Genomic DNA, 26,994 nt, shown 5'->3' with positions numbered 1-26,994 from the left:
TGGAGGAAAGTTATGATCAGATCATTTGAAGATTTCGATGAATTTTGCGGGGACGACCAGAAGCTTGATTCATCGCACCTTTCGATCCTCAGCAATGAGGAAATCTCCTTCTTCCGTCATTGCCTGGATTTTGACGAAAACGGCTTTGTTTCAAAGATTTATTTCGGGGATCTTGCGAAAGCCGGGCTCAACGATTTTCAGATCGCCGAGGTGGCCGCCCTTTTCGGCATCGAAGAAAAGCGCTTCAAGCGCACCTATCACGCTTTTGGCGACGCACAGGGCAACTGTGTCTACCGCGCGTACTGGTGGTGCCCATACGACAGGCCTCGACTTGCCGAATCTCAATAGACGGCATTGACATCTGCGGGTGCGCAGACCGCACCCGCCTCCTGCGACAGCCTATTTCTCTTCTGTCCAGACCGCTTCCTGCGCGTAGAGTGGCACGGTCGAGATCGCCATCTTGGCCGAACCGTCCTGCACCTGGCGAGCGTGGGAAAGATAGATCAGCGTGTCATTCTTCTCGTCATAAATGCGCTTGACGACGACGGACTTCCAGATCAGCGACTGGCGCTGCTTGAACACCTCCTCGCCATCTTCGCCAAGATCGATGTCACCAACAACGATAGGACCGGTCTGGCGGCAGGAAATGGAGGAATTTGACGGATCCTCGAACCAGTTCCCCTTCTGCAGACGGTCGATCACACCCCGGTCGAAATAGGTGACGTGGCAGGTCACGCCCTCGACCTTGGGATCGCGCACGGCCTCGATGATAATGTCGTTGCCGAGCCAGTCGACACCGATTTCGCCCACCTGCTCGGCGGATGCGGGGGCTGCGATGAAAACGGACGCGATGAGTGATGCGGCAAGGGTCGGGAGGGAAAAACGCATGGCCTGTCTCAAACGGTTCAAACTCGGATGCCCCCAATATGGGGACTGACCGGCGCGAATGGAATGCGCCGGGGGCACGAACCATTCGGGAAAGCGGTGACTATTTGCCGGACCGGATCATGTCGCGAATTTTCACCGCCTTTTCGAAATGATCCAGCGCGTGCGTTCTGATCCACCATTCCGCCGCTTCCATGAGCAGTTCGGGATCGTCATTCCTGTTGGCGAAGAAGGCATAGAAAGAGAGCCCGACGCCCTCGCCCTTCTTCGCGATTTTCTCTTCGCAGATGGCAATGGCTTTCGCCCTGAGCGCTGGCCGCATGTGCGGTATCCTTCTGACCAGGATGGTGTTTTTTTCTCTGCTGATCCAAGACGAAGGCTGCGCCCACTGGATTTGCTGAAACTCATTCCGGAACGAAGATCCCTTCATCCAGCGCCCAGAGGCACATCCCGGCATCGCCAGCTTGTGGATTATGCTTCGATTCCGCGATCCACTCCAGGAGCGCCCGCGCCTCCTGCGGCGCAACGGCGAGGGTCGCCTTGGCGGAATTCAGACGCACCTGCATGTTTCGATGTTCATAGAGTTTGACGAACAGCCGCCGCCGATCTCCTGGCCGCGCACGCAGTTCTTCTTCGATTCCCATCAACTCATCGAAAAGTCTGTTGTAGCGGGCAATTTCATTTCCCAGCAGCGCATGGTCCTGTTCCGCACCAATTTCAGCGGCACGCGCGATGAGGCTATCGTCCGACTGGTTTGCAAGACGAGCGGCTTTGGACTTCATTTCAGCACTCCAAACTCTCTCAGTGCATATCGCCCCATCAATTCGCGTTCCTCCCGGCGGCTTTCTACCTTCGCCCAAACCGTGATCCATACATCAGAAATGAAAGTACATCCTTGGCATAGACTTCCTGCGGAAGCGCTTGGCATCAATGATGGATTGAACAATCTGAATGGCCTTATCCGGATAAAGAGGGTGGGCATGTTTGGCGGCGTTCAGCCGCACTTGAGGATTGTCGTGATCAAACAGTTCGATCAGCGCATGACGCTGATCGCCGGGGCGCGCTTCCAGTTCTTCAACCAGCTTTTTGATTTTCATATAAGCGCGATTGTAAGGCCCGGTCTCAAGATATAGCAGCGCCTCATGCTGCGTCAGGCTCAGTTCTATGAAGCGTTGCAGCATCTCGTCGACGGGAGCGTTATTCTTGCGTCTCGTCATCATTTGAAAATTCCAAGCCGCTGCAACGCAAAAGACCGGCCTCTACCCGCCCGCGCCCTGAAGCCCTCGAAGAAGTTGCTGAAACAAGAATCCTCCCAAATCATTGGATTTGGCAGCAGACCTATCCAAGCGTCCAACCCATCCAGCATGTTCAATGAACGGGCCTGGGTTTCGGTATGATGTCGAGATGTCATCTTCGCAACAACTCCATCATTCCGGTTCAAGAGGTCCATTGATCAAGTAGTCAAGCACGGTCCTGGCTTCCGCTTCCTGTGGATGTCTTTTGGCATCGATGATGGATTGAACGACCTTAATGGCCGGACCTGGGAAAAGGGGATGGGCATATATGGCTGCGCTCAAACGCACTTGCGGGTTTGGATGGTCGAAAAGATCGACCAGAACATGCCGCTGATCACCGGGGCGTGCTTCCAGTTCTTCCGCCAAACCTTTAATCTTAAGATAAGCGCGATTGTAGGGCCGTGTTTCGAGATATAGCACAGCCTCATGCTGCGTCAGGCTGAGGTCGATAAACCGCCGGATAATCTGATCGACGGAGAGCTCACTTCTCTTCTTCACCGTCATCTCAAAACTCCATGTTCCCTGAATGCCGACAGTCCTATCTCTACCCGCCTGCGCCAAGTGGCATTACGGAGAGCCTCTCGAGGAGAGAGGCCACCGAACTTGCCATTTCTTTTGGCGTACCATGCCGTGATCTCCCAATGCTTGTACCGTGGAACCAGCACCTTGTTGTCGGGGCTCTCGATCATCTCCCGCGAAAATCCGTCACGATATGCCGGCGTTTTCTCAACTATATGATGTATATCATAGCCCGAACTCGGTACAGTCGCACGTTCCTTAAGTTCCTCCAGCGCGCGCGGCTCGTCAGAGTAGGATCGGATCGTGTGCCCGGCTTCGTTCGCCAGCCAGCCGACCCGCGCGAGAAAGCGAAACTGCTGCCAAAGCGGAAGCGTCCGCAGATACCCGGCCGCAGCACGGCCGATCCGATTGCGCTCACGCGCCCGCGCTAGCCTTCTGTGGGGGATCTTCGGCTCGTCCGGATCGCCGCTGACGGCCACAATTTTCGCACGGCCATCGTCCCGTGCAGGTCCGCCCCAGTCGCCGCCCGGCCCAGTCCACCGCCCACCGTAGCGGTAACCACGCGGAACACGGGGTTGGTGCGGGTTGAAACTTGCTTATGCAATCTCAATATCCACCGCGCTCTCGCGGATGGATTGCCGTGGGTTCAGGAGCGACGTCCTACGTCAACAACGCTGGACAACCATCATTCTCGGGGCAATGGCCCGAACATCAGATAATCAAGCGCGCTCCTGGCATGCGCTTCCTGCGGGTATTTTTTGGCATCAATGATGGATTGAACGACTTGAATGGACTCCTCGGGGAAAAGAGGATGAGCATATTTGGCTGCGTTCAATCGCACTTGAGGGTTTGGATGGTCGAACAGATCGATCAGCGCATGACGCTGATCACCGGGGCGCGCTTCCAGTTCTTCAACCAGCTTTTTGATTTTCATATAAGCGCGATTGTAAGGCCCGGTCTCAAGATATAGCAGCGCTCCATGCTGCGTCAGGCTCAGTTCGATGAAGCGTTGCAGCATCTTGTCGACGGAAACATTTTCTCCCTTCTTCGCCACGCTACTCCCTTCTGCCAAGGCTGCCAATCCGGGATGCCTTATTCTGGAACGAAGATCCCTTCATCCAGCGCCCAGAGACACATCCCGGCATCGCCAGCTTGTGGATTATGCTTCGATTCCGCGATCCACTCCAGGAGCGCCCGCGCCTCCTGCGGCGCGACGGCGAGGGTCGCCTTGGCGGAATTCAGACGCACCTGCATGTTTCGATGTTCATAGAGTTTCATGAACAGCCGCCGCCGATCTCCTGGCCGCGTACGCAGTTCATTCTTAATCAACATCAGTTCGTCGAAGAGCTTGTTAAAACGGGAAATTTCATTTCCCAACAGCGCATGATCCTGTTCCATGCCAATTTCAGCGGCACGCGCGATGAGACTGTCGTCCGACTGGTTTGCAAAACGAGCGGCTTTGGACTTCATTTCAGCACTCCAAACTTTCTCAGTGCATATCGCCCCATCAATTCGCGTTCCTCCCAATTTCTTCCCCTAAGATACGCGCGAGGACTAACTCCACCCCACTCCTCATTCTTGCTGGCATACCAGGCCGTGATCTCCCAATGCTTGTACCGTGGAACCAGCACCTTGTTGTCGGGGCTCTCGATCATCTCCCGCGAAAATCCGTCACGATATGCCGGCGTTTTCTCAACTATATGGTGTATATCATAGCCCGGACTCGGTACAGTCGCACGTTCCTTAAGTTCCTCCAGCGCGCGCGGCTCGTCAGAGTAGGATCGGGTCGTGTGCCCGGCTTCGTTCGCCAGCCAGCCGACCCGCGCGAGAAAGCGAACCTGCTGCCAAAGCGGAAGCGTCCGCAGATACCGGGCCGCAGCACGGCCGATCCGATTGCGCTGACGCGCCCGCGCAGGTCTCCTGTGGGGGATCTTCGGCTCGTCCGGGTCGCCGCTGACGGCCACAATTCTCGCACGGCCATCGTCCCGTGCAGGTCCGCCCCAGTCGCCACCCGGCCCGGTCCACCGTCCGCCAAAGCGGTAACCACGCGGAACACGCGGCTGACCGGGATTAAAATTCGCCCGCGCCTCCAGCAAGGCCTGCAAATGCCAAGCCCGTATCAGAAACGCGCCTTCGGCATAGGCCGCGCGCAGCGCCGCATAATCCCTGGCAAGTTCTCGCTCGTCGCCTTCGCTGACCATCTGCCCCCGCCTCATTCAACGGGGCTATGATCGGGCCGCTGCGGGCAACGAGGATAAAATTCCTAATTATATACTTGACGTACTAAGGGATGATTCCTATGACTGGCGATGACAGGCCGGCGCTAAATCAGGAGGAAATTGAGATCACGCCCGAGATGGTCGAGGCGGGAGAGTTAGCCATGGTTGACGTTTTGTACGAGCCGTTGCCTGAAAAGCTTGGCCAAGAGCTCGTCATTCAGGTTTACCGTGCGATGACGCGCGCATCTCTTCGATCTGCTTGAGCGCTTCCGCGCGGCGCTCTTCCATCCTTTTTCTCATGTCTTTTTCGTGCCGAGATCGCGGGCCGTCGGGGAACGTGAGAGCAAGGTCTTCTTGTAGCAGACCACGTAATAAGATGGTTTCTTTGGTTAGCTTTTTTAGGCGAGATACGGGGAACACGAATTTTTCGAGCATGGAGTTTCCTTTTTGACCGCCATCCATGATCCGATCGAAGTGTGCGGAAGTAAGGCCCGACCAGAAGCGGGCGGGTTCTGAATCGAGAAGCCCCCAACTTGCGTGAACGATCTTGTTGCGCTGTACGCTTATGGTCTTGGCTGTACGAATATGTTCCGTGATGCGCGCGGCGTCAGCGTCATTTGGCATGAACTCCGCGAATTCAAGGAGCATTTCGATTTGCTCTTTGTTGCCAACATTATCGAAAATGATGGTAGAGATATTGGCGTCCAAGTCAGTGAATCTCCTGAAGAGGAATCCGCAAAGGACCTCGACTTGGGCCCAAGCGGTCATAAACCTGCCTAGGGCGACATTGCGTTCGTCATCGTCTATGTCGTCGTCAGGAAATGGGATGTTGTTGAGGTGGATGCTTGGCATGTCAAAAGACCCCAGAGACAAAGACCAGGAAAAAGGCGACGAGGTATTGCGCCGCCTGTTGAAGACCCCGCCTGATCCGAAAGGCGGGAAAGAGAAAGGCGACGACCGAAGTCGCCGCCCCCCTGTATTAAAAGAAGATCGAGAGAATGGCCGCGATGCCAAATAGGCAGAGCGAGACACTCACTTTCACCTCTATAGTTACCGTTAGTGATTTGCGCATTTGTGCATATCCCTAACGGGGAGTACCGGTACAACCCCGTAAGGTTGAAACCATCCGGTCCATCGAAGGTCTTACCCGGCCTTCATGGCAGCATCGGTGTACCGTCCGCGTCACGTGCCGTTTCTGGTACGTCCCATATGCCTCCGACTGATCGGTCAGGTTGTTGCGGTTTGAGCGCAATCCTTCGCGAGTTCGGCATGGGCTGTGGCGTGACCTTCCAGCGTTCTCCGATTGGCAGACGGGCGCGAGGAAGGGGCCACAGTGATTCGGATGGTATGCTGAACTATTTCAGGGAGTCGAATCGCTTCTTCTTGCGCCTGTGGAGAAGTCGTCGCGCCTTCTGCTTAGGCGTAATTGGCTTCACCAATCCGCCGATAGGTAAGGCGCTTATCGCGAGCCATGCGAAGCAAGTCTTCGGCGCGTTCTGCATCGCTGATCTTTAGCGCGGCACGGCGGTTATAGCGGAAATCAAATTCGGCAAGGTAGCGGTGAAGATGGGCTTCGCCGCAATGCTGATAGACGCCAATCATGCCGCGCTTGAACACTGAGAACACGTTCTCAATCGTGTTGGTGTGTACAACGGTATCGCCTTCGCGACGGGCATATTCCTTCGCGGAGTGCTTCACAGTGCCGTGCTTCGCGTACTCCTTACCCGTGGCCGGGTAGAGGTTGCTTTCGTCGGTGTAGAGGATGGATTTACGGTCAGCGTTGCGCACGAGAATATCGCGCACACTGCCTTTGGTTGCGTGCTTCACATGAAAGGTGCGAACACGGCCACCACGCTCCACCAGCCAACAATGGTGCGCTTGAGGGGCTTCTTGCGCTTTAGGTAGGGGCGGCCTTTACGCTGCGGTGAAACATAACCGTCTTCGCGGCGACCATGATAGGTCTCGTCGGCTTCAACGGTCTTGCCTTCACCGCCAAGCGGACCGGAGGTGTCGTTATCCTCTTTCATAGCTTCGCGGATGCGGTGAGCCATGAACCAAGCGGTTTTATAGGTAACGCCAAGCATACGATGAAGCTGGTGTGCGCTCATGCCCTTCTTGGAAGCGGCCATGAGATGCGATGCCAGAACCCATTTGTTCAGTGGGATTTTGGAGCGCTCAAACACTGTGCCAACGGTAACGGAAAATGGCTTGCGGCATTCATTGCACTTGTAGACGCCGGGGCGAGTGGATTTGCCCTGCATCTTGGTGATGCGTTCTGCATTGATGTTGCCGCAATGAGGGCAGACAGGGCCATTCGGCCAGTGAATGGCCTCCAGATGTTCACGGGCCTTGTCTGCGTCGGTGTAAATCTCGTTGGTGAGGTCAAACATCGCGGTAACTCCTTGGCTTTGTTATCGCAAATGCTCGATAGTACGTCAAGTATATAATTAGGATAAAATTCCTACATTTTTCTTGATGCGATGCGAGGAACGATGCGCGTTCCGAAGACAATTCAGATGCTTGGTCGGATGCTTGGGAAAAGAAAAAAGATCAGGATTGCGGGTATGAGCGCGGGTTTATCCCCGGACGGGGCCAGCCCTTATCGCATCCTCGTGACGAACCGTCTTGATAAGCGCCGTTCCTCAGGCCAGAAACAACCCCTCGAGAAACCGCGCAGCTCCTCGAAACGGCCCTCGCCACCGCGGTTTTCGCCCAGCACTGCACGCACCTGCACGTCGAAATCGGCATAGTGCTGGGTGGTCGCCCAGATGGCGAAGATGAAGTGGTAGGGATCGCTCTTTTTCAGGCGTCCCGCGCGCATCCAGGTGGCGATGATCGCGGCTTTCTCGTCCACCAGTTCCTTCAATTCGCCTTCCAACAGCGGCAGGATACGCGGTGCGCCCTGCAGAATCTCATTGGCAAACAGCCGGCTCTCGCGCGGGAAATCACGCGACATCTCGATCTTGCGGCGAATATAGGAGCGGATTTCGGTGTGCGGATCGCCTGTCGCATCCATCTCGCGCAGGGGGGCGAGCCAGGTCTCCATGAGACGGTGAATCAAAGTCGCAAAAATCTCCTCCTTGTTCTTGAAATAATAGAGGAGATTGGGCTTCGACATGCCCGCCGCATCGGCAATCTGGTCAATGGTCGAGCCACGAAACCCGTGCTGGGAAAAAACCTCCAGCGCGGCTTCGCCGATCAGTTCGCGCTTTTCGCGCTGGATGCGGGTGCGCTTTGGACGGGCGGCGGGCTTGTCCATCAGGTGGCCTCGCCCGCATGGCGGACATCGCCAGCCCATGGCGAAAGGCCACGCTGGTCTAGCCGATTAGTCCACTGTGGAATGCGCCAGCGCAAGGACATTTCCCCTACTATCCCCTTGACCGCCCACATGGCGGTGTTAACGTTTGTCCAAACGGTCAAAAATTGCGTAGCATATCTTCGCGCAAAGCACCAAGCATTGACCGGGACAAGCCGAGCGAAACAACAATCAGGGGAAGCTTGGTCATGCTCGACAGGCTCAACAAGAGGCCGAACGATCTGTCTGCGTTCTGGATGCCGTTCACCGCGAACCGGCAGTTCAAGGAAACGCCGCGCATGCTGGTCGCCGCCAAGGACATGCACTTCACGGCCGAGGACGGCCGCAAGATCATGGACGGCACGGCGGGCTTATGGTGCGTCAATGCCGGCCACTGCCGGCCGAAGATCACCGAGGCCATTCAGCAACAGGCGGCACAGCTCGACTATGCGCCCGCCTTCCAGATGGGGCACCCCATCGCGTTCGAATTCGCCAACCGGCTGGCAGCGATTGCGCCGGAAGGCATGGACCATGTGTTTTTCACCAATTCCGGCTCGGAGAGCGTCGATACGGCTCTGAAGATCGCGCTTGCCTATCACCGTGCCAAGGGCGACGGCTCCCGCTTCCGCCTGATCGGCCGCGAGCGCGGCTATCACGGCGTCAATTTCGGCGGCATCTCGGTGGGCGGCATCGTGGCCAACCGCAAGATGTTCGGCACTCTTCTGACAGGCGTCGACCACATGCCGCACACGCACCTGCCCGGCCAGAACGCGTTCACGCGCGGCGAGCCCGAGCATGGCGGCGACCTGGCCGACGAGCTGGAGCGCATCGTAACACTGCACGACGCCTCGACGGTGGCGGCGGTGATCGTCGAGCCGGTGGCCGGTTCCACGGGTGTCCTGATCCCTCCGAAGGGCTATCTGAAGCGCCTGCGCGATATCTGCGACAAGCACGGCATTCTGCTGATCTTCGATGAGGTCATCACCGGTTTCGGCCGTCTCGGCACGCCGTTTGCGGCGGATTATTTCGGCGTGGTGCCAGACATCATGACCACCGCCAAGGGCGTGACCAACGGCGTCATCCCCATGGGCGCGGTGTTCGTGAAGAAGGAAATCCACGACGCCTTCATGAACGGGCCGGAGCACCTGATCGAGTTTTTCCACGGCTACACCTATTCGGGCAATCCGATTGCCTGTGCCGCGGGTCTGGCGACGCTCGACACCTATCAGGAAGAGGGGCTGCTCACACGGGCCTCGGAGCTTGCCGACCACTGGGCAGATGCGCTGCATTCGCTCAAGGGCGAGCCGCATGTGATCGACATCCGCAACATCGGCCTTGTTGGCGCGGTGGAGCTGGAGGGCATCCCCGGCGAACCGACCAAACGCGCCTTCTCCGCCTTCCTCAAGGCCTATGAGCGCGGCTTCCTGATCCGCACCACGGGCGACATCATCGCGCTTTCACCGCCGCTTATCATCTCCCGCGGCCAGATCGACGAACTGATCGACAATCTGCGCGACGTTTTGAGGATGATTGACTGAGATGGCCACCGAACGCGAAAAGGCCACCCATGAGGTGCTGATCGACGACGAGCGCGTGCGCGTGACCCGCTGGGATTTCGCGCCGGGCGCGGAGACCGGCTGGCATCGCCATGGCATGGACTATGTCATCACCACGCTCACGCCCTGCGCCTTCCATCTGGAAATGCCGGGCGGCGAGACCGTGCACAACAACCTTGAAGCGGGTGTCTCCTACCGCCGCGACGAGGGCGTGGAGCACAATGTCATCAATGGCGGCGACAAACCGATGTCGTTCGTCGAAGTGGAATTAAAGTAAGGGACAACACAACATGGCCGCACCGGGCGAGAACCTGAAGATCAACGCCGACCGCCTTTGGGATTCACTCATGGAAATGGCGAAGATCGGGCCCGGTGTGGCCGGCGGCAACAACCGCCAGACACTGACCGACGAGGACGGCGAAGGCCGAAAGCTCTTTCAGAAATGGTGCGAGGAAGCCGGGCTCGAAATGGGCGTGGACGAAATGGGCACCATGTTCGCGACACGCGCGGGCACAGACCCGGACGCCCTGCCCGTCTATGTGGGCTCCCACCTCGACACCCAGCCGACGGGCGGCAAGTATGACGGCGTGCTCGGCGTTCTGGGCGGGCTCGAAATCATCCGCTCGATGAACGATCTCGGTATCAAGACCAGACACCCTATCGTGGTGACCAACTGGACCAATGAGGAAGGCACGCGCTTTGCGCCTGCCATGCTGGCGTCGGGCGTGTTCGCCGGCGAACATGAGCGCGACTGGGCCTATGACCGCACCGATGCGGAAGGCAAGCGCTTTTGCGACGAGCTGGAGCGCATCGGCTGGAAGGGCGACGAGCCCGTCGGCCAGCGCAAGATGAAGGCCTTCTTCGAACTGCACATCGAGCAGGGCCCGATCCTTGAAGACGAATTCGTCGATATCGGCGTCGTCACCCATGGCCAAGGGCTTTGGTGGCTGCAGGTGACGCTGACCGGCAAGGACAGCCACACCGGCTCGACACCGATGCCCAAGCGCCGCAATGCCGGGCTCGGCATGGCGCGGGTGACGGAGCTGGTGCATGAAGTGGCGATGGACCACCAGCCAAACGCCGTGGGCGCCATCGGCCATGTGGAGGTCTACCCCAATTCCCGCAACGTCATTCCGGGCAAGACGGTGTTTACCGTCGACATCCGCTCGCCTGACGAGAAGACGCTGAACAAAATGCGCGCGAAGATCGAGGCGGGCATCGAGACGATCTGCGACGCGCTCGACATCAAATTCGAGATCGAGCCGGTCGGCCATTTCGCCCCGGTCACCTTCGACGAAGGCTGCGTGAAGGCGATCCGCGACGCCGCCGAACGGCTTGGCTATTCGCATCGCGACATCGTTTCGGGCGCCGGACACGACGCCTGCTGGATCAATCAGGTGGCGCCGACCGCCATGGTGATGTGCCCCTGCGTCGACGGGCTTTCGCACAATGAGGCGGAAGAGATCACGAAGGAGTGGGCGCAAGCGGGTGCGGACGTTCTTTTCCATGCCGTGGTGGAAACGGCGGAGATCGTCGAATGATCTGACGATCCCCCAAATCCGCCGAGGACAACACAATAAGAGGGGAAACTCATGTCCAAGGTCATCAGAAACGGAACCATCGTCACGGCCGACCGGACGTGGAAGGCCGACATTCTCGTACAGCACGACAAGATCGTGGCGATCGGCCACGATCTTCACGGCGATCATGAGATCGACGCCACCGGCTGCTATGTGATGCCGGGCGGGATCGACCCGCACACCCATCTGGAAATGCCCTTCATGGGCACCTATTCGAGCGACGATTTCGAAAGCGGAACCCGCGCTGCCGTTTCCGGCGGCACCACCATGGTGGTGGATTTCTGCCTGCCCTCGCCCGGCCAATCCCTGCTGGAAGCCATCCAGATGTGGGACAACAAGTCGACCCGGGCGACCTGCGACTATTCCTTCCACATGGCCATCACCTGGTGGAGCGAGCAGGTGTTCAACGAGATGCCTGAGGTGGTGGAAAAGGGCATCACCTCCTTCAAGCATTTCATGGCCTACAAGGGCGCGCTGATGGTGGACGATGACGAAATGTATTCGTCGTTCCAGCGCTGCGCCGAGCTTGGCGCGCTGCCACTTGTGCACGCCGAAAACGGCGATGTGGTCGCGCAGCTTCAGGCAAAGCTTCTGGAGGAAGGCAACAATGGGCCGGAGGCGCACGCCTATTCGCGCCCGCCGGAGGTGGAGGGCGAGGCCACCAACCGCGCCATCATGATCGCCGACATGGCAGGCACGCCGCTCTATGTGGTGCACACATCCTGCGAGCAGAGCCACGAGGCGATCCGCCGGGCGCGGCAGAAGGGCATGCGCGTATACGGTGAACCGCTGATCCAGCATCTGGTTCTGGACGAAAGCGAATATGCCAATGCCGACTGGGACCATGCGGCACGCCGCGTGATGAGCCCGCCCTTCCGCAACAAGCAGCATCAGGATTCGCTGTGGGCGGGCCTGCAGGCGGGATCGCTGCAGGTGGTGGCCACCGACCATTGCGCCTTCACGACGGACCAGAAACGCTATGGCGTAGGCGATTTCACAAAAATCCCCAATGGAACCGGCGGGCTTGAGGACCGCATGCCGGTGTTGTGGACCTATGGGGTCAACACCGGGCGGTTGACGATGAACGAATTCGTCGCCGTCACCTCCACCAACATCGCGAAAATCCTCAATATGTACCCGCAGAAGGGCGCCATCGTTGAGGGCGCCGATGCGGACATCGTGATCTGGGATCCGGAAGCCACGAAGACGATTTCGGCCAAGAGCCAGCAGTCGGCCATCGACTACAATGTGTTCGAGGGCATCGAGGTGAAGGGCCTGCCGAAGTCAGTGCTGTCGCGCGGTGAGATCGTGGTCGAGGACGGCGTGGTCAAAGCGAAGCCGGGCCACGGAAAATTCGTGGCGCGCAAGCCGCACATGGCGGTGAACAGGGCGCTGTCGCAATGGAAGGAAGTGACCGCGCCCCGCAAGGTGGAGCGAACGGGCATTCCGGCGAGCGGGGTATAGGGAGAAACGATCCAGTGAACGCCAACCCAGCCATCCGCCAGGAAGCGTCCTCCCCTCAAACCAGCCAGCCCGTCGTGGAAGCGAAGGGGCTCGGCCTCACCTTCGAGACCAATGACGGGCCGGTGCGCGCGCTCGCCGATGTGGATCTCACCATCAACAAGGGCGAGTTTGTCTCCTTCATCGGCCCATCGGGCTGCGGCAAGACCACGTTTTTGCGCGTGATCGCCGATCTGGAGCAGCCCACCGCCGGCGAAATCCTCGTCAACGGATTGACGCCGGAAGAGGCGCGCCGCAAGCGGGCCTATGGCTATGTGTTTCAGGCGGCCGGGCTCTTTCCCTGGCGCACCATCGAGCAGAATGTCGCCCTGCCGCTGGAAATCATGGGCTATTCGAAGGCGGAGCAGAAAGAGCGCGTGCACCGCACGCTCGATCTCGTGAACCTTGCCGGCTTCGAGAAAAAGTTTCCCTGGCAGCTTTCGGGCGGCATGCAGCAACGCGCCTCGATTGCCCGCGCGCTGGCCTTCGACGCCGATCTCCTTCTGATGGACGAGCCGTTCGGCGCGCTCGACGAAATCGTGCGCGACCATCTGAACGAGCAATTGCTCGACCTTTGGGCCCGCACCGGCAAAACCATCGGCTTCGTGACACACTCGATACCGGAGGCGGTTTATCTTTCGACGCGCATCATCGTCATGTCGCCGCGGCCCGGCCGCGTGACCGATGTGATCGTGTCGCCATTGCCGAAGGAAAGGCCGCTCGACATTCGAGAATCGCCGGAGTTTCTTGAAATCGCGCACCGGGTGCGCGAGGGCCTGCGTGCGGGGCATGGCGATGATTGAGCCAATGATTGCCGTTTGCGCCCGCCCCTCATCCTCACCTTCTCCCCACATACGGGGAGAAGGAGGCATAGACGTCGCCGCTTCGTCCTTCTCCCCGCGTGCGGGGAGAAGGTGCCGGCAGGCGGATGAGGGGCAGCACCCCGCCCAGCAGGTGAAACTATGACGGCGGCGACGGACACAGCCCCGACCCGCACCACAACGCCCGTCTTCCGCCGGGCGGTGGAAGGCAAGACGCTGCCGATCCTGATCGTGCTCGGCGTCATTCTCCTGATCTGGTACGCCTTCACCGTGCATCTCAACGCCCCATGCAGATCGACGCCTATGAGCGGGCGGGGACGGAATGGACAGCCGCCGATCTGGTGCGCGATACGATGGCGCAGGAGCGGCCCGTGCTGCCCTCGCCGCATCAGGTGGTGGCGGAAATCTGGAAAACCACGGTCGGAACCCGGCTCACATCCAAGCGTAACCTGTTCTACCACGCCTGGATCACCCTCTCCTCCACCCTGCTCGGTTTCGTGATCGGCACCGCGCTTGGCGTGCTGCTTGCCGTTGGCATCGTGCACAATAGGGCGATGGACAAATCCGTCATGCCGTGGGTGATCGCCAGCCAGACAATCCCGATCCTGGCAGTCGCGCCGATGATTATCGTGGTGCTGAACGCCATCGGCCTGTCGGGCCTTCTGCCCAAAGCGCTGATCTCCACCTATCTTTCGTTCTTTCCCGTCGTCGTGGGCATGGTGAAAGGCTTCCGCAGCCCGGAAGCCTTCCAGCTCGATCTGATGCGGACCTACAATGCCAGCGGCGCACAGACCTTCTGGAAACTGCGCTGGCCGGCCGCCCTTCCCTATCTCTTCACCTCCATGAAGGTGGCGGTGGCGATCAGCCTTGTCGGCGCGATTGTCGGCGAACTGCCGACAGGGGCGGTTTCGGGTCTCGGCGCGCGGCTTCTGGCCGGCTCCTATTACGGCCAGACGGTGCAGATCTGGTCCGCCCTTTTCATGGCTGCCGCCCTCGCCGCCATTCTGGTGGGCGTGGTTGGCATCGGCCAGCGCATGGTTATGGCGCGGATGGGAGAAAAGCCATGAACTGGGCGTTGACCGGAGCACTTCTTTTCTGGGCGGCGGCGTGGGCGCTCAATGAGTGGCTTGCAAAGCTGAACCCGCGCTCGGCGCCAGCCAAACGCGCGCTCGGCATTCTGATCCCGGCCATTTTCGGCATCACGCTTCTGGTGGTCTGGGAAGGGCTGGTGCGTGGCTTCAACATCTCGCCCGTGCTTCTGACACCGCCGAGCGCCATATGGGCGCGGCTGGTCTCGTCCGTTCCAACCCTGTGGGCGGATTTTCAGCAGACCTTCCTGAAAGCGGTGCTGATCGGCTACGCCATCGGCTGCGGCGCGGGCTTCCTGACGGCTATCGCCATCGACCGCTCACCCTTCCTGCAGCGCGGGCTCCTACCGCTTGGCAATTTCGTTTCCGCACTGCCGATCATCGGCGTCGCACCCATCATGGTCATGTGGTTCGGCTTCGACTGGCCGTCCAAGGCCGCTGTCGTCATCATCATGACCTTCTTTCCCATGCTGGTGAACACCGTGCAGGGGCTGACCGCCTCGTCCGCCATCGACCGCGACCTGATGCGCACCTATGCATCGTCCTACTGGCAGACGCTCTTCAAGCTGCGCCTGCCGGCAGCAGCCCCCTTCATTTTCAATGCGCTGAAAATCAACTCCACGCTGGCGCTGATCGGAGCGATCGTTGCCGAATTCTTCGGCACGCCGATTGTGGGCATGGGGTTCCGCATTTCCACCGAGGTGGGGCGCATGAACATCGACATGGTGTGGGCCGAGATTGCGATTGCCGCACTCGCCGGCTCGCTCTTCTACGGTGCGGTTGCGCTTCTGGAGCGCGCCGTCACATTCTGGCATCCATCCATCAGGAGTGGATAATCACGGCCGTGAGGAGAACGGCCCAATCAAAGAGGGAAGCGAAATGAAACACGCAGTCACAGGCCTATTTTCCGGCGCGCTGATGCTCGCCGCTTCGCAAGCTCTTGCAGCCGACGACGTGACCCTGCAGCTCAAATGGGTGACGCAGGCGCAGTTCGCCGGCTACTACGTCGCCAAGGATCAGGGTTTCTACGAAGAAGAAGACCTCAATGTCGAGATCAAGCCCGGCGGTCCGGACATCGCGCCCGTTCAGGTGCTGGCCGGCGGCGGCGCGGATGTGATGGTGGACTGGCTCCCGTCAGCGCTCGCCGCGCGCGAAAAGGGCGTGCCGGTGGTCAACATCGCCCAGCCCTTCGCCCGCTCGGGCCTCACCATGGTCTGTCGCAAGGAGACCGGCATCGAGAGCCCGGAAGACTTCAAGGGCAAAACGCTCGGTACCTGGTTCTTCGGCAATGAATATCCGCTCTATAGCTGGCTGTCGAAGCTAGACCTGCCGCGCGACGGGTCCGAGAATGGCGTGACGATCCAGAAGATCGGCTTCAATGTCGACCCGCTTTTGCAGAAGCAGGCCGACTGCATCACCGCCATGACCTACAATGAATACTGGCAGGTGATCGATGCCGGGCTGAGCGAAGACGACATCGTGGTGTTCAACTACACCGACGAGGGCGTGGCCACGCTGGAAGACGGGCTCTATGTGCTGGAAGACAAGCTTCAGGACCCCGAATTCGTCGACAGGATGGCGCGCTTCGTGAAAGCCTCCATGAAAGGCTGGATGTGGGCGCGGGACAATCCGGAAGAAGCGGCCATGATCGTTCTCGACAATGACGCGACGGGTGCCCAGACCGAAAAGCACCAGACACGCATGATGGGCGAAATCGCCAAACTTCTGGGTGAGGATGCCACGCTCGACGAAGCCGCCTACAAGCAGACCGTGGACACGCTTCTGCAGGGCGGGTCCGATCCTGTGATCACGAAAGAACCGGAAGGCGCCTTCACCCATGAGGTTTCCAAGAAGGCGATGTAGCGACCGGCGTCAGGCTGCAAGCCTGCGCCGCTCCGTTTCACGATAGGTACCCGGCGTGGTGCCGGTCTGCCGACGGAAAAAGCGATTGAAATAAGCCGGGTCCTGAAAGCCGAGGGAATAGGCTATGGCCTGAACCGGCGTCGGTGTGAAGATAAGATCACGCCGCGCTGCATCAACGAGGCGGCGCGCCAGCAGATGCGAAACGCTGGCGCCCGCCTCCTGCCGAGCGATGCGATTGAGCTGGGCAACCGAAACACCAATTTTGCCTGCATAAAAACCGACAGGACGATGCTCGCGGAAATGTGCGGCAATCAGCGTTTCCAGTGCCTGCACCCGTCGGCTGTCAATTGTCATTGCTTTGTGAAGCGCCTGCAAGGTTGAGCGCGCACCTGCCCTCGCCAGGCGAACCAGTATTTCGGTGACATGCACATCAAGCAGCAGGTCCCGTCCCACCCTGCCATGCCTGCTGTGTTCCTCAAGCAGCCGATGAAACAGACGATCAAGGTCTTCTCCTTTGTCCGCCACGGGGTGTTCGACCGACACAATTCGGGTGTGTGACAGGAATTCGGCCAAAGTCCTGTCGCTCCCGCCTGGCAGGGCCAACCGATCTGCAAGAACCGTCGCGACAACGCCTTCAGAATGGCGGAAAAAGCGAAACCCGTGCGCTGCCCCAGGTGGGATGAATATGGCGCAGGGTGCCGAAAACGGCATCTCCGTTTTCCCATCGCCGAAAAGGGTTCCACCTCCTTCCGTCATCCAGAACATCTGGAAAAGCGCATTGTGGCGATGAACGTCGATTTGCCAATTGTGCAGCGCGCTTCTGGCAGAAAGCGTTTCGCAGTGAAGCCAGAAATCGGAAGATTCGTCTGATTTCTCTTCATAAAGTCTGAAATTCGGTATCCTGGAACGCATAGCTCACCCCAAAAAGCATGATCGAAAAGTGCAATTGTTTGCGGCAAATGTCCATTGTCGCGGCGTGCATCAATTTTCACTCTGTGCCCCCAAGGGAGGAACAATCAGCTTGCGAACTCAGGTCGTCATCATCGGCTCGGGCCCGGCAGGCCTGCTGCTCGGGCAGCTTTTGACCAATGCTGGAATCGACAATGTCATTCTGGAGCGAACGTCCAAAGTCCATGTCCTATCTCGCATTCGCGCCGGGGTTCTCGAGGAAGGCACCGCCGCCATGCTGGACGAAGCGGGCGTCGGCGAGCGCATGCGGGCCGAGGGCCTGCCGCATGACGGGTTTGACCTCGCCTTCGACAATCGCCGCCACCGTGTCAACCTGCACGGCCTCACCGGAGGCAAGCGCGTTCTTGTATACGGGCAGACCGAAGTCACCCACGATTTGATGGAAGGACGTGAGGCGTCAAACGCTGTCTCCATCTACGAAGCCGGAAACGTCCAGCCTCACGACTTCGACGGCGACCATCCCTTCGTGACCTATGAAAAGGATGGAAAGACCCATCGCATCGATTGCGATTTCGTTGCCGGTTGCGATGGCTTCCATGGCGTTTCTCGCAAGTCGGCACCGGAAGCCGCCATCGAAACGTTCGAGCGTGTCTATCCCTTCGGCTGGCTGGGCATCATTGCGGATGTGCCGCCGGTGGGCGAGGAACTGATCTACGCAAATCACCCCAGAGGCTTCGCGCTCTGCTCCATGCGCTCAAAGACGCGCAGCCGCTACTATGTTCAGGTGGGCGCGGAGGAGCGCGTGGAAGACTGGTCCGACCAACGCTTCTGGGATGAGATCCGCAGCCGCCTGCCCGGGCGTACGGCGGAAGCGATGATCACCGGCACTTCAATCGAAAAGTCCATCGCACCCCTGCGTTCCTTCGTGGCCGAGCCGATGCGCTTCGGTCGACTGTTCCTCGCCGGCGATGCCGCCCACATCGTTCCGCCCACGGGCGCCAAAGGCTTGAATCTCGCTGCGAGCGATGTGCGCTATCTCTTTGATGCGCTTCGGGAATTTTATCTCGAAAAATCCTCCTCCGGTCTGGACGACTACTCGAACAGGGCGCTTGCACGCGTGTGGAAAGCGGAGCGCTTCTCCTGGTGGATGACGAGCACGCTGCATCGGTTCCCCGATCAGGGTACATTCGGCCAGAGGATCCAGCATGCGGAACTCGACTATCTCTTCCAGTCACGCGCCGCACTCACCATGCTGGCTGAGAACTATGTGGGCCTGCCTTTCTGATATCCGAGGGAGACGATGATGTCCGACAGGGAAAAAAGCGAGCGCTACCGGCAGGGGATGGAAACCCGGCGCAGCGTTCTGGGCGATGCCTGGGTGGACGGGGCCGAAGCGCGCAAAACAGCCTTCGACGAACCGTTTCAGGACCTGATCACCGAAGCGGCCTGGGGCCATGTCTGGTCACGCAGCGAATGGAGCAAACGCGAGCGCTCCTTGGTGACCATCGCACTTCTGGCGGCGCTCGGACAGGACGAGGAACTTGCCCTGCATGTGCGCGCCACCGCCAACACGGGCGCGAGCGCAGAAGATCTGCGTGAAGCCATGCTGCATGTAGCGATCTATGCCGGCGTTCCGGCGGCCAATCACGCTATCAAGATCGTCAAGCAGGCACTGGCGGAGATGGAGGGGAGAGAGGCATGAAGAACGAACAGCACCATACAGAATGCTTCTTCCAGCGAGACCGCGGCTGGCATCCGCCTGCCCTGACCCCGCTTTACAAGACATCCGTTGCCCGCTCGCCGCGGCGGGCACCGGTCTCCTTTCCGCACACGCTTTCGGAGGTGACAGGCCCGGTCTTCGGCCACAGCATTCTCGGCGCACTGGACAATGACCTGACGGTGAACTTTGCCACACCCGGCGAAAGTGCCATAGGCCCGCGGATCATCGTATACGGACGTGTGCTCGACGAAAACGCCCGGCCCGTACCCAACGTTCTCGTGGAATTCTGGCAGGCCAATGCAGGCGGTCGCTACCGGCACCGGAAAGATGGCTATCTGGCGCCACTCGACCCTAATTTCGGCGGATGCGGGCGCACCATAAGCGATTCGGAGGGCCACTATTTCTTTCGCACCATCGTGCCGGGAGCTATCCATGGCCGAATGGCATCAATGACTGGCGGCCCGCGCACATTCATTTTTCCATTTTCGGACACGGTTTCGTCCAACGCCTTATCACACAGATGTATTTCGAGGGCGATCCGATGATCTGGCGCTGCCCGATCGTCTCCACCATCCCAGACCGTCAAGCCGTGGAGGGTCTGATTGCCGCGCTCGACATGGAGGCCGCGGTGCCGATGGATGCACGCGCCTACAGGTTCGACATCGTACTGCGCGGCCGGCGTTCGACCCTGTTCGAAAACCGCATGGAGGGAAACTGATGGCTCAGTCGGTCGGACGCCTGAAGGAAACTGCCTCGCAGACCGCAGGCCCCTATGTGCATATCGGCCTTACGCCGAATTTCGGTGGCATCGCGGGCGTCTACCCTCATGATCTGGGTTCCGGGCCGGTGGATGCGAAAGCGCGAGGCGAACGCATCACCATCAAGATGCGCATCTTCGACGGAACCGGCACGGTGCTCGGGGATGCGCTGGTCGAAACCTGGCAGGCAGACGCCGACGGGCTATACAATTCGCCTTCTGAAACCCGTGGCAAAGCAGATCCAAACTTTCAGGGCTGGGGGCGTTTCCCCTCCGATATGGAGACCGGCGAGATCGCAATCGAAACCATCAAACCGGGCCGCGTCCCCTTCCCAGACGGGCGCCTGATGGCGCCGCATATCAGCCTCTGGATTGTCGCCCGTGGCATCAATCTGGGGCTGGCGACGCGCCTTTATTTCAGTGACGAGGAAACGGCCAACGCCGAAGACCCGGTGCTGACGCGGCTCGAGCATCAGAACAGAGTGGAGACCCTGATCGCACGGAAGGAAAGCGCGCATTACCTCTTCGACATCCATCTCCAGGGTGAATGGGAAACAGTGTTTTTCGATATATGATCGGCCATAACCGATCCTTCGGGCGTCAATCAGGCACGAGAAACCCATGACCATTTCCGCCTTCGACCATCCCATCCTTTCAGGGCTCCTCGGGGACGAGGAACTGGAGCCGCTCTTTTCGGCGCGGGCTGAGATCGAGGCGATGCTGCGTTTTGAGGCGGAGCTTGCCCTGGCACAGGCCGATCAGGGTGCGATCCCGCAGGAGGCGGCGCAGGAGATTGCCGATTTGCTTGCCGGCTTCAGCCCCGACATCGCCGCTCTGAAGGCAGGTGTAGCGCAGGATGGGGTCGTGATCCCCGCCCTCATTGCGCAGATCCGTGCCGGTCTGTCTGAAGCGTGGCGTGCCCACCTGCACCTCGGCGCGACGAGCCAGGATGTGATCGACACGGGCTTTGCGCTGCGCGCACGGGAGGCGATTGAAATTCTCGGCAAGAGACTGGGCAGGCTCATCCAGTCCCTTGAATCTTTGGAAAAACGCGATGGCCAGATCGAGGTCATGGCGCACACGCGGATGCAGGCCGCCATCCCGGTATCCGCCAGCCGGAAAATCCGCTCCTGGCGCGCGCCGCTCCTGCGCCATGCGGAGAGGCTTGAGAAGGCACTGGACGAGGTTGTGGTGCTGCATTTCGGCGGCGCGGCCGGTACGCTCGACAGGCTTGGCGAGAAGGGGGAACCCGTTGCCGGGCGACTTGCGGCGAGACTTGACCTAGCTCTGCCCGAACACCCCCGCCACAGTGAGCGCGACGGAATTGTCGCCTTTGCCTCCGTCCTTTCGCTCATCACCGGCAGCTCGGCAAGATGGGGCAGGACATTGTGCTTGCCGCACAGAGCGAGGTTGGCGAGGTCGAACTGGCTGCAGGCGGCGGATCTTCCGCCATGCCGCACAAGAAGAACCCGGTCGCCGCCGAAACGCTGGTGGCGCTTGCCCGCTTCAACGCGGCGCTTGTGGGCGGAATGCATCAGGCGCTGGTGCACGAAAACGAACGCTCCGGCACGGCATGGACGCTGGAATGGATGCTCCTGCCGCAGATGATTGTCGCAACGGGTACGGCAACGCTTAAAGCCTCGGAACTGGTGGACGGGCTGACGTTCAAGACCAGGAGCATTTAGCGGGGCGCTCGCCCCTCATCTTTACCCTCTCCCCGCAAGCGGGGAGAGGATGCCGGCAGGCGGATGAGGGGCCTGCGCCGTGCCGTCAAAATGCCAAACCGCTTCAGAAGCTACATGGCATTCATGGTCAGGAGTTCGTAGGCGGCAACCTGCTCGCCGTCCTGATTGTAGACGCCGACATCCCAGCGCACTTCGCCATATTCGTCCTTGCGGCGCGTCTTCTGCTTGACCGTGAGCCGCACTTTCAGCGTATCGCCGGGCGAAACCGGCTTCATGAAACGCAGATTGTCGAGGCCGTAGTTGGCAAGCACCGGGCCCGGCGCCGGCTCGACGAACATGCCCGCTGCAAAGGACAGGATAAGATAGCCATGGGCGACACGGCCGGGGAAGAACGGATTGGCGGCAGCCGCCTCCTCGTCCATATGCGCGTAGAACGTATCGCCGGTGAACTCGGCGAAATGCTCGATGTCCGCCAGCGTCACCTCGCGCGGACCGGCCCAGAGCGTGCGGCCGGGCTCCAGCTCGCCAAAGGTCAGGCGGAAGGGATGCGGCTCTATCTCTTCGGTCGAAGCGCCCGCCACATAGCGGTTGGTGATGCCGGCGATCAGATCGGGGCTTGCCTGGATCGCGGTGCGCTGCATGTAGTGCATCACGCCACGGACACCGCCAAGCTCCTCGCCACCGCCGGCGCGGCCGGGGCCGCCATGCACCATGTGCGGCAGCGGCGAACCGTGGCCGGTCGCCTCCTTGCCGGTGTCGCGGTTGGCGAAATAGAGCCGGCCATGGAAGGCACCGGCCTCCAGAACCGCCTGCCGGGCCACCGCCGGATCATGCGTGAAGACCGAGGCGACAAGCGAACCCTCGCCGCGATTGGCGAGTTTCAGCGCATGGCCGAGATCGCGATACGGCATGATGGTGGACACGGGGCCGAACGCTTCGACGGAATGCAGCTTCTGAGCGCCATCGGGATCGCCGCAGGAGAACAGCATGGGCGGCACGAATGCGCCCGCAGCCGCATCGGCATCGGTGACCGAAAAGGCATCCGGATCGCCAAACACACGGCGGGCCTCGGTGGCGAGAATGCCGGCCTTCTCAAGAACGTCGTCGCGCTGGGCGAGGCTTGCGAGCGCGCCCATCCGCACGCCTTCGCTGCGCGGATTGCCAACCACGGTCTTCTCAAGCCGGGCGATGAGCGCGTCGGTGACCGCGTCGCGGTGCGCGTCGGGCACGAAAATGCGGCGCACGGCGGTGCATTTCTGGCCGGCCTTGGCCGTCATCTCGCGGTGCACTTCCTTGAGGAAGGCATCGAATTCTGGGGTTCCTGGCGCAGCGTCCGGGCCAAGCACCGAAGCGTTGAGCGAATCCTGCTCGGCCACGAAACGCACTGAATTGCCGATAATCTTCGGGTTGGCGCGCAGCATGGATGCGGTGGAGGCAGAGCCCGTGAAGGACACCACGTCCTGACCGGTCAGGCGGTCAAGCAGGTCTCCGGTGGAGCCCGCGATGAACTGCACCGTGCCTTCCGGGAACAGGCCCGATTCCACGATCATGCGGAAACAGGCTTCGGCGAGCCATGCGGTGGCGGAGGCCGGCTTGACGATGGCCGGAACGCCGGCGATCAGCGTCGGCGCAAGCTTTTCCAGCATGCCCCAGACGGGAAAGTTGAAGGCGTTGATGTGGACGGCCACGCCCTGAAGCGGCGTCGCCACGTGCTGGCCAACGAAGTTTCCGGAGCGGGAAAGCTGCTCCAGCACGCCATCCACATAGACGTGATCGTCCGGCAGCTCGCGCCTTGCCTTGGACGAATAGACGAACAGCGTGCCGATGCCGCCATCGATGTCGATCATCGAGTCAGGCTTGGTCGCGCCGGTCTCGTAGGAAAGCTCGTAGAGCGCTTCGCGGCGGTCGTTCAGATACTGCGCCAGCGCTTTGATGGCGAAGGCGCGGTCGTGGAACGTCATCGCGCGCAGCGCCGGCCCGCCCACCTGGCGGGCATGGTCGGCCATGCGGACGAAGTCCAGCTTTTGCGAACCGAGTTCGGCAACGACATCGCCGGTGACCGCACTCCGCAGGGGTTTGAGGTCACCGGAAGGCGCAACCCACGCCCCTGCCGCATAGCTTTCAAGCCGCATCACGCTCATGGAAAACTCCTTTACTGGTCAGCGCACCCGCGCCGGCAGCCGGGCGAAGCCGCGAAAGCGCACACGTCCGGTGCGCTCCGGTTCTCCTGTCAGCCGGTAGTCGGGGAAACGTTTGAGAAAATGCGAAATGCCGATGCGTCCTTCCATCCGCGCAAGCGAGAAGCCCGCGCACAGATGAGGACCACCGGCAAAGGCCAGATGCCTGTTGGGCTTACGCCCCACGTCGAGTCGGTCCGGATCGGCGAACTGGCGCGGATCGCGGTTGGCAGCACCAATGCAGAGATGGATCGGCGTGCCCGGCTCCACGGTTTCGCCATGGAACTCCACCGGCTCCACCGCCATGCGGTTGCCGAGCTGATTGGGGCTCTGGAAGCGTAAGAACTCATCGACGGCCGTTGCGATCAGGTCCGGGTCGGCTTCAAGCCGCGCTTTCTCTTCGGGCCAGTGCAACAGCTCGTAAAGGGCGTTGCCGATCAGGTTCGTGGTGGTCTCGTGACCGGCATTGAGGATGAAGATGCAGTTCTGCAAAAGCTCGACCTCGGAGAGCTCTTCCCCCTCATTGCCGTTGATGAGACGGGTCAAAACGTCGGTCGCCGGGTCGCCGGGATTGCGGCGCCGGTCGTCGGCGATCGCCTTGAGATAGGCCTTGAAATCGGTGACGGAGGTATTGCCCCATTGCTGCTGTTCGTCGGTGAGGACCGGCTCCAGCGCACCGAGAATGGCGAGGGACCAGTCGCGCAGCGGCTCGCGTTCCTCGTGGGGGATGTCGAACAGGTTACCGATGACTTCGACGGGGATCGCGGCGGCGAAATCCTCGATGAGATCGACCGCGCCCTTCTCTTCCATACGGTCGAGCAGGCCATCGACCAGCGTGACCAGGCCCGGCTCGAGGGCCGCCAGCGCGCGCGGCGTGAGCGCGCCCATCATGATCTTGCGCACCCGCGTGTGAAGCGGCGGATCGTTGAAGACGAGGCTCGTCGTGTGATGCTCGTAAAGCGGCGTGTCGCCGAACTTCGGCAGGAATTCGGCCTTCTTGTCGGAGGAAAAGGTTTTCGTGTCGCGATAGACGCGGTCGAGATCCTCATAGCGCGACAGCATGACCGAGCCGTCGGCGAAACGCTTCAGGGGCGCGTGCTCCAGAAGTGCGTGATAGGCCGGAAACGGGTCGTCCACGAAGCCCTCTGGCAGCGCCGTCAATTCAAAGTCCTCCGCCAGTTTCTCGCCATTCGTTGCAGCGTTGTCTGCCGTTTTTGCCATGCTCTCCTCCCGGAAGCGGCCCCACCGCCTCCTCTCAACAGTATTATTGACCGACCGGTCGGTTTATGCAAGTCTGCTTTCACCGACGCCGTTGGGAGGAGCCTAGATGTCACAAATGCAACTGTCTCCACAGGAGATCGCAGAGCGCAGCGCGCAGGCCATGTGGGCGCGCGACGATGCATCCAAATGGCTGGGGTGCAGCCTCGATGCCGTGGCGCCGGGCAGCGCGATCCTGTCGATGACGGTGGAGAAGCATCACACCAATGGGCACGACATCTGCCATGGTGGCTACATCTTCACGCTGGCGGATTCGGCCTTTGCCTTTGCCTGCAACTCCTACAACCAGATCGTTGTCGCACAGCACAATTCCATCACCTTCGTGGCACCCGGCACGCTCGGCGACCGGCTTACGGCAGTCGCGCGGGAGGTCGCGCGGTTTGGTCGCTCCGGCATTTATGATGTGCGGGTTGAAAATCAGGACGGCAGGCTGATCGCGGAGTTTCGTGGCAATTCTCGCGTGATCAGCGGCAAACATTTCGAGGAGGAGGCCTGAGAGCTTCGGGAGAGAAAAAATGAAAGACCTGACCCCAAGAAAAGAAGAGCTGGATCCCATTGAAATCGCCTCACGCGACGAAATCCAGGCGTTGCAGCTGGTGCGTCTCAAATGGTCGTTGAACCATGCCTATGAGAATGTGCCACACTACAAAAAGAGTTTCGACGCTGCCGGCGTTCACCCCGACGACCTGAAAGAGCTCTCCGACCTCTCGAAGTTCCTCTTCACCGTAAAAACGGATCTGCGCGACAATTATCCGTTCGGCATGTTCGCGGTACCGCGCGAGAAGGTGGCGCGCATTCACGCCTCGTCCGGCACGACCGGCAAGCCGACCGTTGTGGGCTACACCGCAAAGGACATCGACACCTGGGCCGAGGTGATGGCGCGCTCGATCCGCGCGTCTGGCACGCGGGCGGGCGACATCGTTCACGTGGCCTATGGCTATGGGCTCTTCACGGGCGGTCTGGGTGCGCATTACGGCGCAGAGCGGCTGGGCGCAACGGTTGTGCCAGCCTCCGGCGGCATGACGGCACGCCAGGTCACGCTGATCGAGGATTTCCGGGCCGACACGATTATGGTCACGCCCTCCTACATGCTGTCGATCCTCGACGAATACCGCGCGCGCGGCCTCGACCCGCGCAAGAGCCCGCTCAAGGTGGGCATTTTCGGTGCGGAACCATGGACCAACGCCATGCGCGCCGAGATCGAATACGCATTCGACATGCATGCGGTCGACATTTACGGCCTGTCGGAGGTGATGGGGCCGGGCGTGGCGAACGAATGCGTGGAAACCAAGGACGGGCTGCACATCTGGAAGATCATTTCTATCCCGAGATCATCGACCCGGAGACCGGCGAAGTGCTGCCGGATGGCGAAATGGGCGAACTGGTGTTCACCTCGCTCACCAAGGAAGCCTTCCCCATCGTGCGCTACCGCACCCGCGACCTGACGCGACTTCTGCCGGGCACGGCGCGCTCCATGCGCCGGATGGAAAAGATCACCGGCCGCTCGGACGACATGATGATCCTGCGCGGCGTCAATGTGTTCCCCACCCAGATCGAAGAGCAGATCCTTACCGTTGACGGGCTCGCGCCGCATTTCCAGATCGAGCTCACGCAGGAAGGCCGCATGGATGCGATGACGATCCATGTGGAGATGGAAACGCTCGAGGCCGGCGAGGAAGTGCGGCTTGCCGCCTGCCGCCAGCTCGGCGAACGCATCAAGGATGTGGTCGGCGTGACGGTGCGCGTCCACGCGACCGATCCCGGCGGCGTCGCCCGCAGCCAGGGCAAGGCCGTGCGCATCGTCGACAAGCGGGTGAAACAGTGACATTGCCGCACATTCACAAGCA

General features: G+C 60.3%; 26 protein-coding genes and 6 pseudogenes. 17 read left to right on the top strand and 15 right to left on the bottom strand.

Annotated elements, in window-relative coordinates:
- The first annotated feature begins 12 nt into the window (after window positions 1-12).
- Window positions 13-348 carry a hypothetical protein gene (locus JCM21793_RS04760; RefSeq protein WP_007008360.1) on the top strand — a complete coding sequence of 112 codons (336 nt, stop codon included), beginning with the start codon at window positions 13-15 and terminating at the stop codon, window positions 346-348.
- A 51-nt stretch (window positions 349-399) separates the two neighbouring features.
- Here JCM21793_RS04760 and JCM21793_RS04755 read toward each other — a convergent pair whose 3' ends face one another.
- The 9 genes from JCM21793_RS04755 to JCM21793_RS04705 all read right to left on the bottom strand — a co-directional run bounded on the left by JCM21793_RS04755 (window position 400) and on the right by JCM21793_RS04705 (window position 5,626).
- Window positions 400-888 (bottom strand): CreA family protein, encoded by a 489-nt coding sequence (locus JCM21793_RS04755; RefSeq protein ID WP_025029630.1) that lies wholly within the window; start codon window positions 886-888, stop codon window positions 400-402.
- 100 nt (window positions 889-988) lie between these two features.
- Complete coding sequence (locus JCM21793_RS04750) at window positions 989-1,207, bottom strand: DUF6500 family protein (protein WP_025029629.1); 219 nt, start codon at window positions 1,205-1,207, stop codon at window positions 989-991.
- Between the two features lie 82 nt (window positions 1,208-1,289).
- Window positions 1,290-1,667: a DUF2019 domain-containing protein gene (locus tag JCM21793_RS04745; RefSeq protein WP_025029628.1), complete on the bottom strand. Its 378-nt coding sequence runs from the start codon at window positions 1,665-1,667 to the stop codon at window positions 1,290-1,292.
- Between the two features lie 93 nt (window positions 1,668-1,760).
- On the bottom strand, window positions 1,761-2,105 hold the full coding sequence (locus JCM21793_RS04740; protein WP_025029627.1) for a DUF2019 domain-containing protein: 345 nt from the start codon (window positions 2,103-2,105) through the stop codon (window positions 1,761-1,763).
- A gap of 207 nt (window positions 2,106-2,312) precedes the next feature.
- Window positions 2,313-2,684 carry a DUF2019 domain-containing protein gene (locus JCM21793_RS04730; protein ID WP_025029626.1) on the bottom strand — a complete coding sequence of 124 codons (372 nt, stop codon included), beginning with the start codon at window positions 2,682-2,684 and terminating at the stop codon, window positions 2,313-2,315.
- 700 nt (window positions 2,685-3,384) lie between these two features.
- Window positions 3,385-3,753: a DUF2019 domain-containing protein gene (locus tag JCM21793_RS24185; RefSeq protein ID WP_025029624.1), complete on the bottom strand. Its 369-nt coding sequence runs from the start codon at window positions 3,751-3,753 to the stop codon at window positions 3,385-3,387.
- Between the two features lie 38 nt (window positions 3,754-3,791).
- A complete protein-coding gene (locus tag JCM21793_RS04715) occupies window positions 3,792-4,169 on the bottom strand; it encodes a DUF2019 domain-containing protein (RefSeq protein ID WP_025029623.1) in 378 nt (125 codons plus the stop codon).
- Complete coding sequence (locus tag JCM21793_RS04710) at window positions 4,166-4,900, bottom strand: hypothetical protein (RefSeq protein WP_155983377.1); 735 nt, start codon at window positions 4,898-4,900, stop codon at window positions 4,166-4,168. The genes JCM21793_RS04715 and JCM21793_RS04710 overlap by 4 nt, the downstream gene beginning before the upstream one ends.
- A 231-nt stretch (window positions 4,901-5,131) precedes the next feature.
- Window positions 5,132-5,626: a hypothetical protein gene (locus JCM21793_RS04705; protein ID WP_155983376.1), complete on the bottom strand. Its 495-nt coding sequence runs from the start codon at window positions 5,624-5,626 to the stop codon at window positions 5,132-5,134.
- A gap of 142 nt (window positions 5,627-5,768) precedes the next feature.
- Between JCM21793_RS04705 and JCM21793_RS29125 the strand changes: the two genes are divergently transcribed.
- Window positions 5,769-5,936 (top strand): hypothetical protein, encoded by a 168-nt coding sequence (locus JCM21793_RS29125; protein WP_155983375.1) that lies wholly within the window; start codon window positions 5,769-5,771, stop codon window positions 5,934-5,936.
- Window positions 5,937-6,334: 398 nt separating this feature from the next.
- Here the strand turns inward: JCM21793_RS29125 and JCM21793_RS24180 are convergent.
- Window positions 6,335-7,308, bottom strand: a pseudogene (locus JCM21793_RS24180) (IS1595 family transposase).
- Between the two features lie 252 nt (window positions 7,309-7,560).
- Window positions 7,561-8,177: pseudogene (locus JCM21793_RS04695) on the bottom strand (TetR family transcriptional regulator C-terminal domain-containing protein).
- A 245-nt stretch (window positions 8,178-8,422) separates the two neighbouring features.
- On the opposite strand from JCM21793_RS04695, the gene aptA reads away from it, so the two are divergent.
- The 8 genes and pseudogenes from aptA (at window position 8,423) to JCM21793_RS04655 (ending at window position 16,621) form a co-directional block, all read left to right on the top strand.
- Window positions 8,423-9,751, top strand: a complete 1,329-nt coding sequence (gene aptA, locus JCM21793_RS04690; RefSeq protein ID WP_025029619.1) for an omega-aminotransferase AptA — start codon at window positions 8,423-8,425, stop codon at window positions 9,749-9,751.
- Window position 9,752: 1 nt separating this feature from the next.
- On the top strand, window positions 9,753-10,046 hold the full coding sequence (locus JCM21793_RS04685) for a cupin domain-containing protein (RefSeq protein ID WP_025029618.1): 294 nt from the start codon (window positions 9,753-9,755) through the stop codon (window positions 10,044-10,046).
- 13 nt (window positions 10,047-10,059) lie between these two features.
- Entirely contained in the window at window positions 10,060-11,310 is a 1,251-nt protein-coding gene (locus JCM21793_RS04680; RefSeq protein ID WP_025029617.1) for a Zn-dependent hydrolase, read from the top strand.
- 51 nt (window positions 11,311-11,361) lie between these two features.
- Window positions 11,362-12,813, top strand: a complete 1,452-nt coding sequence (gene hydA / locus JCM21793_RS04675) for a dihydropyrimidinase (protein WP_025029616.1) — start codon at window positions 11,362-11,364, stop codon at window positions 12,811-12,813.
- A 14-nt stretch (window positions 12,814-12,827) separates the two neighbouring features.
- Window positions 12,828-13,652, top strand: a complete 825-nt coding sequence (locus JCM21793_RS04670; RefSeq protein WP_025029615.1) for an ABC transporter ATP-binding protein — start codon at window positions 12,828-12,830, stop codon at window positions 13,650-13,652.
- A gap of 159 nt (window positions 13,653-13,811) precedes the next feature.
- A pseudogene (locus tag JCM21793_RS24175) lies at window positions 13,812-14,737 on the top strand (ABC transporter permease).
- A complete protein-coding gene (locus tag JCM21793_RS04660) occupies window positions 14,734-15,594 on the top strand; it encodes an ABC transporter permease (protein ID WP_007010901.1) in 861 nt (286 codons plus the stop codon). Before JCM21793_RS24175 ends, JCM21793_RS04660 begins: the two are co-directional and overlap by 4 nt.
- Before the next feature lie 43 nt (window positions 15,595-15,637).
- Window positions 15,638-16,621 (top strand): ABC transporter substrate-binding protein, encoded by a 984-nt coding sequence (locus JCM21793_RS04655; RefSeq protein ID WP_025029614.1) that lies wholly within the window; start codon window positions 15,638-15,640, stop codon window positions 16,619-16,621.
- A 9-nt stretch (window positions 16,622-16,630) separates the two neighbouring features.
- Here the strand turns inward: JCM21793_RS04655 and JCM21793_RS30050 are convergent, their stop codons facing one another.
- Window positions 16,631-17,146, bottom strand: coding sequence for a helix-turn-helix domain-containing protein (locus JCM21793_RS30050; protein WP_244439662.1), 516 nt, complete (start codon window positions 17,144-17,146; stop codon window positions 16,631-16,633).
- A gap of 227 nt (window positions 17,147-17,373) precedes the next feature.
- Window positions 17,374-17,613, bottom strand: coding sequence for a hypothetical protein (locus tag JCM21793_RS30045; RefSeq protein WP_244439661.1), 240 nt, complete (start codon window positions 17,611-17,613; stop codon window positions 17,374-17,376).
- 29 nt (window positions 17,614-17,642) lie between these two features.
- On the opposite strand from JCM21793_RS30045, the gene pobA reads away from it, so the two are divergent.
- The 5 genes and pseudogenes from pobA (at window position 17,643) to JCM21793_RS31375 (ending at window position 21,692) form a co-directional block, all read left to right on the top strand.
- Window positions 17,643-18,815 (top strand): 4-hydroxybenzoate 3-monooxygenase, encoded by a 1,173-nt coding sequence (gene pobA, locus JCM21793_RS04645; RefSeq protein WP_025029612.1) that lies wholly within the window; start codon window positions 17,643-17,645, stop codon window positions 18,813-18,815.
- A gap of 18 nt (window positions 18,816-18,833) precedes the next feature.
- Window positions 18,834-19,232: a 4-carboxymuconolactone decarboxylase gene (gene pcaC / locus JCM21793_RS04640; RefSeq protein WP_007007528.1), complete on the top strand. Its 399-nt coding sequence runs from the start codon at window positions 18,834-18,836 to the stop codon at window positions 19,230-19,232.
- Window positions 19,229-19,968, top strand: a pseudogene (gene pcaH, locus JCM21793_RS24170) (protocatechuate 3,4-dioxygenase subunit beta). Before pcaC ends, pcaH begins: the two are co-directional and overlap by 4 nt.
- Window positions 19,968-20,582 carry a protocatechuate 3,4-dioxygenase subunit alpha gene (gene pcaG / locus JCM21793_RS04630; RefSeq protein ID WP_025029611.1) on the top strand — a complete coding sequence of 205 codons (615 nt, stop codon included), beginning with the start codon at window positions 19,968-19,970 and terminating at the stop codon, window positions 20,580-20,582. The pseudogene pcaH and the gene pcaG overlap by 1 nt, the downstream one beginning before the upstream one ends.
- 142 nt (window positions 20,583-20,724) lie before the next feature.
- Window positions 20,725-21,692 (top strand): annotated as a pseudogene (locus tag JCM21793_RS31375) (3-carboxy-cis,cis-muconate cycloisomerase).
- Between the two features lie 110 nt (window positions 21,693-21,802).
- Here the strand turns inward: JCM21793_RS31375 and paaZ are convergent.
- Complete coding sequence (paaZ, locus tag JCM21793_RS04615) at window positions 21,803-23,833, bottom strand: phenylacetic acid degradation bifunctional protein PaaZ (protein ID WP_025029608.1); 2,031 nt, start codon at window positions 23,831-23,833, stop codon at window positions 21,803-21,805.
- Window positions 23,834-23,851: 18 nt separating this feature from the next.
- Complete coding sequence (locus JCM21793_RS04610; RefSeq protein WP_025029607.1) at window positions 23,852-25,090, bottom strand: cytochrome P450; 1,239 nt, start codon at window positions 25,088-25,090, stop codon at window positions 23,852-23,854.
- 115 nt (window positions 25,091-25,205) lie between these two features.
- Here JCM21793_RS04610 and paaI point away from each other — a divergent pair, with 115 nt between their 5' ends.
- The gene (gene paaI, locus JCM21793_RS04605) at window positions 25,206-25,643 is read left to right on the top strand and encodes a hydroxyphenylacetyl-CoA thioesterase PaaI (RefSeq protein WP_025029606.1); all 438 of its coding nucleotides are present in this window, start codon (window positions 25,206-25,208) and stop codon (window positions 25,641-25,643) included.
- Window positions 25,644-25,662: 19 nt separating this feature from the next.
- A pseudogene (gene paaK / locus JCM21793_RS24160) lies at window positions 25,663-26,972 on the top strand (phenylacetate--CoA ligase PaaK).
- Window positions 26,973-26,994: the final 22 nt, after the last annotated feature.

It is taken from the genome of Nitratireductor aquibiodomus NL21 = JCM 21793 (genome assembly GCF_000615975.1).
Classification (GTDB): Bacteria; Pseudomonadota; Alphaproteobacteria; order Rhizobiales; family Rhizobiaceae; genus Nitratireductor; species Nitratireductor aquibiodomus.
This window is presented reverse-complemented; position numbering and strand designations above follow the sequence as displayed.